Source organism: Endozoicomonas sp. ONNA2, assembly GCF_024606365.1.
In the GTDB taxonomy this organism is placed as follows: Bacteria; Pseudomonadota; Gammaproteobacteria; order Pseudomonadales; family Endozoicomonadaceae; genus Endozoicomonas.
Window position 1 is genome coordinate 23,232 of record NZ_JAHHPO010000066.1, and the last position, 11,926, is coordinate 35,157.

Sequence of the window (11,926 nt, forward strand, 5' to 3'; positions counted from 1 at the left end):
TGACAAGCACTGGAATCACCGGGATGGGTAATCTAAACGAGATCAGTTTTATGGAATTAACCAGTTTCAGTGATTCGTCGTTATCTTTATTGGCTCCAGCCATCGCAATTATTCTGGCAGTAATAACCCGGAAGGTATTATGGTCTCTGGGCGCTGGTATTGTTACCGGTGCATTACTGCTGGCACAGTTTAAGCCTCTTGTCACCATTCGCCGAATTTTTGCCGGGTTGGTGGAGGTGTTTTGGGATGAAGGCCTTAATTTAAGCAATATCTATATTCTGTTGTTTTTGCTGGTTCTGGGGGTAATTTCCAGTCTGATCAGTATTTCTGGTGGAGCCAGGGCTTTTGGTGAGTGGGCCCGCCATCGTGTCAAGACTCGTCAGGGCTCGCAGATGCTGACGGTTTTTCTCGGTGTTATCATCTTCATTGATGATTATTTCAACAGCCTTGCCGTGGGGAGTATTAGTCGGCCGCTAACGGATCGGCACAAAGTCTCAAGAGCCAAGCTCGCTTATTTGATTGATTCCACCGCTGCGCCAATCTGCGTAATTATGCCAATTTCAAGCTGGGGTGCTTATATCATTGCCCTGGTGGGAGCTATTATGGTGACCCATGGTGCAAGCGTTGATAGCCCTGTCATTTCATTTCTGGCTATGGTTCCTATGAACCTTTATGCAATTTTTGCCTTGGCGCTGGTTTTCTGTACAGCAGCCATGGATCTTAATATTGGCCCTATGGCCAAGCACGAGAGGGCTGCATTTTCTGGCACACTTTTTGATTCCAATAAGGGTAATCCGCCGGGTGCTCCAGCTCTGGAAGAAGATAATGATGGCCGTGTTGCCGACCTTATTGCACCGATTCTGGTGTTGGTACTGGCAACTATGGCAGCCATGATCTGGACGGGGTATACAGCTCTCGCTGGTGATGATCGGGCATTTTCCATTCTCGGTGCATTTGAGCATACCGATGTTACATTATCACTGATCATTGGTGGTATGATTGGACTCTTGTTTGCGATAACCCGTTTGCTGCGTCGCAATATTTCCGGAAAAATATGGATGAAAGCGATCGTTGAGGGTAGCAGGTCAATGTTGCCAGCTATCTATATTCTTGTGTTTGCCTGGGTTCTGACAGGGATAATTGGCCAGCTGGAGACCGGTAAGTATCTGGCAGGCCTGGTTAGCGGGAATATTTCTCCAAGTTTTCTGCCAATGATTCTTTTTATTGTCTCTGGTGTGATGGCTTTTGCAACCGGAACCAGTTGGGGAACCTTTGGTATTATGTTGCCAATTGCCGGGGATATGGCTGCAGCAGCTGATCTGGCCATGATGCTGCCCATGCTGGCTTCTGTGCTGGCAGGTGCTGTATTTGGTGATCACAGCTCGCCAATTTCTGATACCACCATCCTTTCGTCCATCGGGGCATCCTGTCACCATATGGATCATGTCAATACCCAGTTACCTTACGCAATTGGCATAGCGGCTGTAGCAATGTTAGGATATTTGGTCATGGGGGTCACTCACTCCATTTCGTTAGGCTTTGTTGCATCACTGGTGGCATTTATAGCTCTTATTTGTTTATTCAGAAGGATCTCTTTGAAATCCCGCTCACTGACACCCGCTTCCGGGCATATGGTCAAGTAATAAAGCTGCACTATGCTTAAGGAGAGGCAGAGATGCCTTTTTGAACTTTTCTAAAACAAGGGCATGGATGCTATGAGCTTTGAACAATTGATGAATTCATACGCTGCTCGTCAACAGATGGGTGAGCTGGAGAGTGAAAATGACCAATATAACCTGGTGGTTAATGATCAGATAAAAATTGCCTGTTTTCTGGCTAATGGTCGCTTTTATGTTTATAGCATCATTGCAAAGTTGCCTGAAGAAAACAGCAAGCGAGAAGAACTATTGACCAGGCTGCTGAAAAAAAATCTGGCTCTGGTTGCCTATGAGCGAGTTTCATTGTGTATAGATCCCGATAAAAATGCACTTGCTCTGTATGCATCTGCTCCTGCAAAGAGTCTCAGTGTTGATGTAATCGAACAGACAATTGCTGCATTGGCCAATAATTATGAACTTTTTGTACAATGGCTTGGTCAAAGCGCCCCCTCTCCGGGCTCTGCCATGATGTTCATGCCCTAACAGAAGCGGCTGTCAGATCGATATATAAGGTATGTCAATGATTAGAGTTGTTCGATATGCCTTCGAAAAAGCAGCGATCCACCGATTCCTCAGTATTTGGCTGCCTGGTGGCCAGTACTGAATCTGCCTATTTCAACGGACTTCGCCGTGCTAATGACGAGTTTCTGAAAGCAATCATTCGTTATAGCCGATTCCAAGAGATACATATATTTTCCCCCCAGTCGTTATTGCCGGAGTTTAAGTCAGGCTGGGAAACTTTTCTGCAGCACTATGGCAGCGATAAAGCCATCCAGTTCTTACCAGCGCATGAGTTAAACCGGTATTTTTCCAGGGTCAGGTATCAGGTTTTTCACCAAGGGGATCCCTGGATTGGTAATCTCGCAGCGCTTCGTGATGCTTATTGTCTGGAGCCATTTCCTGTTACGGGTCGGGCGCATACCCTGAGTACAGACTCAAACATGTCAAATACCCGTGATCTTCTGCTATCACCGCTAAAAAGCTGTGATGCAATTTTATGCAGCAGCGAGGCGCAGAAAAAAGTGATGATGCGTCTATTGTCTGCCGCGAGTTCCCGTATTTCAGATCATATTGGTGTGGCTATACCTTATAAAGGAAGCGTTCTGAAGCTGCCTCTGGGGATTGAGCCTGATGAATGCTATGCCGGTGCCAAAGAGGAAGCCAGGGGTTTATTGGGTATTGAGCAGACGTCTTTTGTGATTTTGACCCTTGGACGAATTGCTCCTTCCGATAAGATGGATCTCCAGCCAGTATTGCTGGTAATGAATGATCTGGTGGAACAGTATGGTCACCGAAATATCAAGTGGATTGTTGCTGGTGCTGGAGATGCAGGCAGTCCGACCGTGCAGTCCCTGTTAAAACAAGCCTATGCTCTAAACCTTGAAGGTTGTATTCGCTTTGAGCTGGAAATTGAAGATGACCGTAAACATCAATGGCTGTCAGCCTGTGATATGGTTCTGACGCTTGCGGATAACATTCAGGAAAGCTTTGGAATTGTGCCGTTGGAGGCAATGGTTAATGGCAAGGCTGTTGTTTTATCCGACTGGAATGGTTACTCGGAATTGTTGGAGGATGGAATCAGCGGCTGTTTGATTGAAACCGTATCGACAGACTTGGATGATCTTGCTCGTCCTGTCGGTTCATTATTGACAAACCATGCTCATTTCCTCCAGGCGCAGGGAACGGCGGTCAATTTGAGTCAATGTGCAGAGAAGATTCATCAACTGATTCAAGACCCCGGGCTTCTGTTGAGCATGGGAGAACGGGGAAGACAGAGAGTTTTTGATCACTATCGATGGGAAACCATTGTTGAAGAATATCATCAGTTGGTGAATGGCCTTAATAAAGACACGGATCAGATTTCCCGATTAAATAAAAGGCCGGTGGGACTTCCATATCACCAGATATTTGAGCATTACCCAGCCAATCAGTTAGTAGATGACCAATACCTTAAGACGACGGATCGAGGCGTTAGATTGCTGCAAAGAACCGAGCAGTATGTTCACTATGCCGAGATGGATTCATTCTTGGCAGCTGAACTGATTGACCAGGTATCCCGGCTTTGTTTATCCGGTTGCCATTTGACGGAGTTGAAAAAGCGGTTTCCTGAGGAACCGGCGCTTTTATTGAATATTATGTGGATGTGTAAATATCAAGTGCTGGCCCTTACCGATGAACCGTTAAGGAAGTCGGCTAACAATCAAAAAAGATGGTGGCCTGAACAACAGAGGCTACCGGCGGAGGTGATGCTGCATCTTGATTGTGCAGAACCTCATCGTTTCAAACTCATCGAGCCTTTGCTTCGCTGGCTGGATTTGCAGCTGGCGTGCTACCACAACCGGCCTGAAAATCCCGGATTTCGAGCTAGCCTGCTAAAGCCCTTTGCTGCCAAGCTCGATGGCCAGCTATTACAGGCCATTGCCTGGGTTGCGGATATCAAGGGGGCCAAGCAATATACCGATGTGTTGGACTATGTCATTGAGCAGGGTGGGATGCTATACCTGAGTGCTGAATTTCCCTTGTGGTATCGCTTAAATCGTTTATGGGTTATCCATACACTGAAAGACTTTAAACAATTATTTGTCCGGTTTTACCAAGATATTGGGGAAATCAATCAGCTATTTTCTGACTCTTGGCAAAAACCAGCGCAGAGTATAGCTAGCCTTGATTATCCGTTGACTGCGTCTTCTGACATGATTGCCATTATCCTCTGTGATAATGGCGAAAAACTGGTTTATAAAAACAGGGATTTGGCTGTCGAGCGCCAGATTATCGGGCACACTGCAGATAATAGTAATATCGCAGGTAAACTTAACCAATGGCTGGGTGGGCGACCAGGTCTGGCAACCATTAGGATATTGCCAGGGTCTTGTGATGGTGACTACGGCTATTGTGAGTTTATTACTAAAGACCTCGATGAGGCACTGGATGACCGGCAGATTAACGATTATTACCAGCGCCTTGGGGTTATTGCTGGTATATCGATTCTGCTGGGATTGGGAGATGTTCATAACCGGAATGTGGTATCCAGAAATGCCATCCCTTACCTCGTGGATGTTAAGGCAGCTTTTTGCCCAAGTGTTATAAAAGCGTTCGAGTCGGAGTTTAATGATCCCCAAAGAGCCTTCAGCGGTGCGGATAACAGCTTTATGCTCACGTCTGCCTGGAGCGTGTTTGAACAGTTTCACTTTTCAGGTTACAGGGATTGTTTATACCAGTTGGTTGATGGTGAATTAGTCGAGATGCCGTCGGTTGAAGATAGTCTGGTGACCAATAATTTGGTTCGGACCGGTGAGAGTGACTCGTTATCGAACATCAAGCCTTTCCTTTGTAGTCAATATGCCAGCGCTTTTGAACAAGGCCTTGATGCGACGTTCAGGGTTGTCGTGGATCATCACAATGATTGGTGTGTGCTTTTGAACGCATGTAAAGGGATGTCTGTTTGTCACTTGCCCCGTTTGGATCAGCAGTTTTATTGGCAGCAGAAAGTGAATTTATGGACATTTCAAGGCTTCCAGGGATTCTCAGCAAAACGTCTGAGATATTATTTTGACAGAGTGATGAGTCGATTATGTCAAGGTGCAGAAGAGATTCAACGCTGGTGCGAACCTGAATGGTTTGAACCAGTAACACAGTTATCAGACGAGTTTGTTAAAAACTTGCTTTCTGGCTCAATGACAGTGCTTAGGCGGGAAATTGGAGCGAATGGGCTATTCAGTGAATCTTGTATATCCGGTGGAGTGATTTCTCACCACTATTTTTCAGTTGACACGTTGAGCAAGTCTGTCCGGCTGGTGCAGGATATGGCAGAGGATCCACAGAAAATGAATCGCTTCTTAACGTTTCTTACTGCGATAGTCAAACAGTGGCTCATTGAAGAGGTGTTGCCGGGAAAAAATTTCCCGGAAGCTTTGCGAGATAAGCTTCCGGAATAAGGCTACTGGCCGTGGATGTTGGCAAGAAGTTCCCTGGCCATTTCAGCGGGTTCCAGCTCTTTTGAAGACAGCAACGGTTTAAGATAGTCTTCGCTTTCTTTATTCCGTCCCTCGAACATCAAGGCTAATCCCAGAAAAGCCTTGATAGTTGCATCATCAGGGTGCTTTACCAGACCTTCCTTATGCAACAGGTCAATAGCTTCCTGATGACGTTTTCGATTCATGAACTCAAGGGCAAAGCCAATGGTGCTAAGCGGGCTGTCAGGTCTGGCAGCCTCAATACCGTTGAAAATGCCAAAAGCATGTTTTGGAAGTCCGGTACCACTGGCCATAAAGCCTATATCTGCCAGAGTTTTTAAAAGCTTGTCATCAATCATTGCTGACTATCTCCATCCATAGAATTGGTTTAGAGTTTCTGAATAATGCTCTGTATCGTATCCTTGATGGATTTGACGATACTTGAACGAAGACCTTCAACAATCATATATTTGTTGAACTCTACTTGGAACTCAACCATGTCCTTGGTGCTGTTAGGATCCATATTGGCGACACGGGTTTTCAGCGCAGCATCAAGTGCTTCTGCCTGGCTGCCAAATGTTTCAGATACTTTGTCAAAGCTGAAACCGGCGCTTCCTGGTTGGTTGTAATTCGGGTTGTAGGTATCCTGGTATGCCATGGCTGAGTTCCCTCTCAGGCGTTTGATTGACCGTGATGCTGTTTCCAGCTCTTATCAACGACCTCCATAGCCGCAACTACAGCGGTTAGCAGGCTGTCGATTTTTGAAAAATCTTCCGGAGCTGCGCCTTTATCTTTTAATCCTTTCAGGCGCGTCGCTTCAGAGAGTAAATGAGTAAGGATCTGATCCCGGTAAGAACCGTCCTTATCCTGAATTAACTGTTCTTCAGTTGTTGAGAGAAGAATATTCTCTTCATTTTTTGGTTTGTCCGTCACGGTTCCCTCCAAGACGGTATTTGATTTTGTCAGTTCCGTTAGCTAATAAAAGATATTCAAGGTTGATATCTTCAATTATATACCCATTAGAAAGTTTTGCTCCTATCAGGTACCTGGAACCATCTATTAATATCACGTAAGGCACCTTGCCCATGCTGATACCGCGTATATTTAATGATAAAGGTGACTGGCTGTCGGTTATCGCTCCTCCTGCGAACTTAGTGGCTAATTCAATGGCTGGTTTATTGGCGTATTTTTTCTGAAACTGTTTTACTACCGTTTGCAGGTCATAAACTTGTCCTTCATCCAGTAGGTGTCCTTTCAGGATCACCGTTTGATCCCGGACGACGACATGAATTCTTGGTATCAGTCCTTTCTCCCGGAGCATGGATTTTAGGGTGTTGATCCTATTTGTCTGGTTCTCAACCTGATCAACAACCGAATTGAGCCCATAAATCTCTTGCTTGAGCATACTGACAATTCGATCAAGTTCATTAGAGGTTGAAGCATATCCGGTCAACACCAGTGACCCCGGGGTGTTATCCAGCTCAAGCTCAAGTTTGTCATAACCACGGTCTCTTAGGAGCAATTCAGCGTTATCACGCATTTCATTCATAACAATGACTTGCAAATTGAAAGAAACGCCCTGCTTTCTGAGAAATTTTTGCAGTTCAATTTTATCCTGAAGCGTTTGTGTATAACCTGACGCGAGTAATGATTTGTCAGGTAGCTCTTTGAACTTTACGTCTTTGAGTCCAAGTTGATTTCTGGCTTTTGTGGAGATTTCGAGCACTCCCGGGATGTCTGCTACCTGTTGTACCTCGGTATCCGTGCTTGAAATAAAGAAGAGCATGCTGGCTATTACAAGTACCAGACCGACTGGAATAGCGGCTAGCCATCTTTTATCAATATTTGCCAGAAAGGATGTACCATCGTCTTCATCCTCTTCATCCTCTTCATCCTCTTCATCCTCTTCATCCTCAACTTCCTCTTCTAACAGCGCTTGCTCAAAGTCAGACCCGGATAGATCAGGCTCATTTGCTTCAGGAGGTGACAGCTCTTCCTCCTTGACAGTCAGCTCTTGTGCCGGGGGCTCGGCTATGTTCGGTAGTGCAAGCGATGGCCACTGTGCATCAGCAGGACCAATAGCTATGAAAAGGCTGCTTGAGGTAACAATATCAAAGTGGCGGTACTGAATACTCGAGCCAGCAGGCTCGCCATTTACATATAAGGGATTATCCGCTGTGCTTGATTGGATTTTTACCTGACCATCATTGAAAATCTCAATAATGAGTTCAATATCATTCAGGTTGTCGTCGGTCAAGACCAGGTCACAAGCGTCATCTTTTCCTAAAGAGTGCCTACCCGGTTCAATGGGAATTTCGGCACCAATATGATTGCCAGAGAGTATTTTCAGGTAAAATTCAGTCATAAATTACCCCCTGCCAGGGTAAAGCAGAAAATGATCTGACTGGACTTATAAACGGTTTTATGGTCAACATCCTGTTGATTCGATCCGTAGTTGTTACTGGTGTCTTTACGTGCTTTGACTACCTGCGTAAATTGAATCCTTAATTTAGAGTAAGGTAAAAAAAACGTCATTACCAGAGGTTGCATGATAATTATTCGGCAAATTCGCCACGAATTAGATGCCTGTTGATAAAATGTCGGGTAAAATTGCTCAAAAAGGCTGAATAGCCCTGATAACAATAACCATAAAATAAGAGGCGTAGTGCTATGGATGCATCATTCTGGGATGGTAAAAGACCTGCCGGGGTTGGTAATGCTGTTAACCTCGATGAATATTCCAACGTTTTATCTGTGATCAATGTTTTTTTAAAAGAGAATCGTTCGCTCCCTGCGTATACTGGGATTGGCCATACACTGACTTATGCTGACATTGATCTTTATAGTAAGCAGTTTGCTGCCTACATCCAAAGATATACTGATCTGCAACCCGGGGATCGAATTGCGATTCAGATGCCCAATATTATACAGTACCCGATTGTCGTTTATGGAGCGTTGCGAGCAGGGTTGGTAATTGTCAATACCAATCCGCTTTACACTGCGCGGGAAATGCTGCACCAGTTCAAAGACTCGGGAGCAAAGGCGTTAGTATTTCTTGAAAACTTTGGCCACCTCATTGAAGAGGTGGTTGGTCAGACAGAGATAAAACATCTTTTTGTAACTCAGCTTGCTGATATGGTTCCAGCTCCGAAGCGGCAAGTTATTAATTTTCTTGTCAAATATATCAAGAGGATGGTGCCCGGGTATTCTTTACCTACAGTGGTTACCCTGCTTGACACCCTGAGAACTGCAAAAGCCTCTGACTATCAGCCGGTTCCAGAGGCTGAGCTATCTGATCCGGTGGTGCTTCAATATACTGGCGGTACTACCGGGGTTGCCAAAGGTGCCATTCTGACTAACAGAAATTTGCTGGCCAATATGCTTCAGTCTAAAGAGATGCTGTCTCAAGTGGATGCCCGGGGACAGAAAATCATACAAGAGGGGCAGGAAATTCTTATAGCGCCTTTACCCCTTTATCATATTTATGCCTTCACAGTACATTTACTTTGTATGCCGTTTATGGGGAATCACAGTATTCTGATAGCTAACCCGAGAGATACAGACACTTTCATCAAGTCCATTAAACCGTGGCGTTTTACCGCCTTTATTGGTCTGAATACATTATTTGCCAGCTTGTTGAATCATCCAAAATTTAAAGAGTGCGACCTGTCAGGTTTAAAGTTAACCTTATCCGGCGGGACTGCACTGCAAGAGACAACGGCTCAAAGGTGGTATAAAGAGACCGGGTGTATTATTTCTGAAGCTTATGGGTTAACAGAGTGTTCTCCTGCCGTTTGTATGAATCCAGCCGGAGATTTGTCACAGCCAGGCACTGCGGGCTTGCCTATACCTTCCACAGAACTGAAAACCATAGATGAGCATGGTAATGAGACGGCCATAGGTGAGCCAGGTGAACTCTGTGTCAGGGGGCCGCAGGTCATGCAAGGATACTGGCAGCGAGCTGAAGCAACAGCCGAAGTGCTCAGTGCGGATGGTTGGTTAAAAACCGGTGATGTAGCTGTGGTCGAGGAAGATGGATTTGTCAGAATTGTTGATCGTATCAAGGATATGATTCTGGTTTCCGGTTTTAATGTTTATCCGAATGAAATTGAGGATCTGGTTTCAGGCCATCCCAAGGTGGCAAACTGTGCGGCCATTGGTATTCCCGATGAGAACTCCGGGGAGAAGGTTAAGTTGTTTGTTGTCAAGTCAGATGACAGTCTAACATCCGACGAGCTGCTAAGTTGGTGTCGTGATTATTTGACGGCATATAAAGTCCCCAAAGTGTGTGAATTTCGTGATGAATTGCCAATGACCCCTGTTGGCAAGATTTTGCGAAAAGACCTCAGGCCGTCAGGGGTTGTGAATTAACCTGTTATATTTTGGCGGGAGTCACCTGGAAGGATTTTCTCTTTATCATAAGTTCTGTAATTCCTGGTAGTCAGGGTTACAGGATGATTTTTATGTGTACTTTATATTTCAGGGCAGTGGTGGCAGTCAGTTATGCCGACTGCTGGTCGTGGTTTGAAAAGTATCGATGCAGGATTTCAGGGTCATCTTTCAAGGCATTAAATGCTTCTCCGGCATCAGTTGGTGTGATGCTGGTCCGATCCAGTTTCATGCGACGTATAGATGCATCAAACCAGAACCAGTGCTTGTCTTCTGTAAGACATAAGGCTCTTACTGAGTAGCCGGTCGCTGGAATGAAAGGCAGTGGCATTTTGCTCGTTAGTTGTCTTTTGACAATGGTGGAATTTTGACAAGAGTAGGTGGTGTTGTGGTAAATCCGCTCAAAACGTTTAAATTCGTGACCAAACATCTTGTTTGCCATAATGTCCTGTTTTTGACTCAGGTAATAAAGTGCAAAAATGCTAGCCACAATCAGGATAAAGCTTTCCATTTTTCATACCTCATGGGTTAATGCATTGGGCTTTCCTGCGGCTTCGGAAAACCCTTATATGTATTCTAAACACATTTGTACAACTATGTTCAATTAACATCGCTGATGAAGCTGATGAAATTGTGGTGATAACCGGAAAGAGCTTACAAGGCCCAGTCTGCAATCATCTGCTTTGCTATCGGCCGATGAGCATCTTTCCCATAGAGTGCATCAACTAATTTAAATGAAAATCCCATGGCATTGCCCGGGCCCTGGGCTGTTATGACCCGTTTTTTTTCATCTACTACTATGGTGTTTCCGGGATGTGGCAAAGCGCCTTCCATTTGCTCCATGAAGCTGGGGTAACATGTCGCGTGGACATTATCCAGTAACCCGTGATAAGCAAGCACTACTGCAGGCGAGGCGCATATGGCGGCATACCATTTCCCGGCCTTTTGTTGAGCGTGCAGCAGCTTAATAAGCGGTTTGCAGTTCTTGAGGTTCTCGGCACCGGGCATACCGCCGGGAAGGGCGATCAGGTGAAACGGCTTCCCTGTGCAGGCTTCTATGTGTAAATCTGCTGTAATCTGAGTTTTATGCGAGGCGGTGATGGCCTGCTTTCCATCAGGAAGGCAGCTGGCAACCGTGACCTGTGCACCTGCTCTTCTGAGTGTATCTATGATGGTCACTGCTTCAATGTCTTCAGAGCCATCAGAAATGGGGATGAGAACCTGTCTTGGCATGGTAGACCCTCATTAGAAGGTGGGATATCAGGTAAATGTGAAGTGTCTGTAGCTAAGGGCTATGATCTTTTGCGGGTAGTTAAAACTGAGTGATAAAGCTTCTGTATATTGGTTTTCCACTGTGCAATGAGGCTAAAAAAATGAATAACAGGATTGTTTATCGTCGTTTTCAGTTCGCATTAGATGTTAAACACAGGCTCTTATACCGACAGAATTTTAATCTAGCAGATAGTTGGGACTGGTGAGATAAAATTTGATTATGAGCTGAAATGGAATCTTATATCAGTTTTTTAAACAAGGTTGTAGCCAAAGGATTTTCACCATAGTAGCGGAGTATATAGGTATTTTTGTATATTTTTTCCTCTGGAGGCGATGAGTGGATTCACTGCAAGATGTGAACTTTCAACACTTGTATCATGTGTATCTGATTTAGCGCAGCTGTCGTCTGGCGGTAAATACTGACCTGATCTTATGTCAGCCTTGAAAGTGGTATTTGGGGATTTTTTTTGCCAAATACATCTTTGATAAGATGTGCAGAGACTTTACGAAAATGGTTGCGGGAGCCGGATTCGAACCGACGACCTTCGGGTTATGAGCCCGACGAGCTACCAGGCTGCTCCATCCCGCGTCGAAAGAGAGTCATATTATAGGGATGCTGTTTATAATATCAAGTATTATCTACTGTAAAAGTGC

At 45.1% G+C, this 11,926-nt stretch carries 11 protein-coding genes and 1 tRNA gene; 4 read left to right on the forward strand and 8 right to left on the reverse strand.

The window, feature by feature from the left end; translation table 11 throughout:
* Positions 1 to 23 precede the first annotated feature (23 nt).
* The 3 genes from KDK14_RS01065 to KDK14_RS01075 all read left to right on the forward strand — a co-directional run bounded on the left by KDK14_RS01065 (position 24) and on the right by KDK14_RS01075 (position 5,593).
* Entirely contained in the window at positions 24 to 1,643 is a 1,620-nt protein-coding gene (locus tag KDK14_RS01065; RefSeq protein WP_257263163.1) for a Na+/H+ antiporter NhaC family protein, read from the forward strand.
* Between the two features lie 72 nt (positions 1,644 to 1,715).
* On the forward strand, positions 1,716 to 2,141 hold the full coding sequence (locus KDK14_RS01070; protein ID WP_257263164.1) for a CesT family type III secretion system chaperone: 426 nt from the start codon (positions 1,716 to 1,718) through the stop codon (positions 2,139 to 2,141).
* Positions 2,142 to 2,197: 56 nt separating this feature from the next.
* Entirely contained in the window at positions 2,198 to 5,593 is a 3,396-nt protein-coding gene (locus tag KDK14_RS01075) for a glycosyltransferase (protein WP_257263165.1), read from the forward strand.
* Between the two features lie 2 nt (positions 5,594 to 5,595).
* On the opposite strand, the gene KDK14_RS01080 is transcribed toward KDK14_RS01075, so the two are convergent.
* Genes KDK14_RS01080 through KDK14_RS01100 form a run of 5 tightly spaced genes read right to left on the reverse strand, consistent with a single transcriptional unit; the run spans position 5,596 to position 8,161 of the window.
* Positions 5,596 to 5,970 (reverse strand): M48 family metallopeptidase, encoded by a 375-nt coding sequence (locus KDK14_RS01080; RefSeq protein WP_257263166.1) that lies wholly within the window; start codon positions 5,968 to 5,970, stop codon positions 5,596 to 5,598.
* 29 nt (positions 5,971 to 5,999) lie between these two features.
* Entirely contained in the window at positions 6,000 to 6,269 is a 270-nt protein-coding gene (locus tag KDK14_RS01085) for an EscF/YscF/HrpA family type III secretion system needle major subunit (RefSeq protein ID WP_257263167.1), read from the reverse strand.
* Positions 6,270 to 6,283: 14 nt separating this feature from the next.
* Positions 6,284 to 6,544 carry a hypothetical protein gene (locus tag KDK14_RS01090; RefSeq protein ID WP_257263168.1) on the reverse strand — a complete coding sequence of 87 codons (261 nt, stop codon included), beginning with the start codon at positions 6,542 to 6,544 and terminating at the stop codon, positions 6,284 to 6,286.
* Positions 6,522 to 7,976 carry a type III secretion system inner membrane ring subunit SctD gene (sctD, locus tag KDK14_RS01095; RefSeq protein WP_257263169.1) on the reverse strand — a complete coding sequence of 485 codons (1,455 nt, stop codon included), beginning with the start codon at positions 7,974 to 7,976 and terminating at the stop codon, positions 6,522 to 6,524. Before sctD ends, KDK14_RS01090 begins: the two co-directional genes overlap by 23 nt.
* Complete coding sequence (locus tag KDK14_RS01100) at positions 7,973 to 8,161, reverse strand: hypothetical protein (RefSeq protein ID WP_257263170.1); 189 nt, start codon at positions 8,159 to 8,161, stop codon at positions 7,973 to 7,975. Before KDK14_RS01100 ends, sctD begins: the two co-directional genes overlap by 4 nt.
* A gap of 120 nt (positions 8,162 to 8,281) precedes the next feature.
* Between KDK14_RS01100 and KDK14_RS01105 the strand changes: the two genes are divergently transcribed.
* Positions 8,282 to 9,982 carry an AMP-binding protein gene (locus KDK14_RS01105; RefSeq protein ID WP_257263171.1) on the forward strand — a complete coding sequence of 567 codons (1,701 nt, stop codon included), beginning with the start codon at positions 8,282 to 8,284 and terminating at the stop codon, positions 9,980 to 9,982.
* A gap of 130 nt (positions 9,983 to 10,112) precedes the next feature.
* Here the strand turns inward: KDK14_RS01105 and KDK14_RS01110 are convergent, their stop codons facing one another.
* From KDK14_RS01110 to KDK14_RS01120, 3 genes are all read right to left on the reverse strand, one after another.
* A complete protein-coding gene (locus tag KDK14_RS01110) occupies positions 10,113 to 10,511 on the reverse strand; it encodes a hypothetical protein (RefSeq protein WP_257263172.1) in 399 nt (132 codons plus the stop codon).
* 143 nt (positions 10,512 to 10,654) lie between these two features.
* Positions 10,655 to 11,233, reverse strand: a complete 579-nt coding sequence (locus KDK14_RS01115; protein WP_257263173.1) for a DJ-1 family glyoxalase III — start codon at positions 11,231 to 11,233, stop codon at positions 10,655 to 10,657.
* Positions 11,234 to 11,784: 551 nt separating this feature from the next.
* Positions 11,785 to 11,861, reverse strand: a tRNA-Met gene (locus KDK14_RS01120).
* Between the last annotated feature and the right edge of the window lie 65 nt (positions 11,862 to 11,926).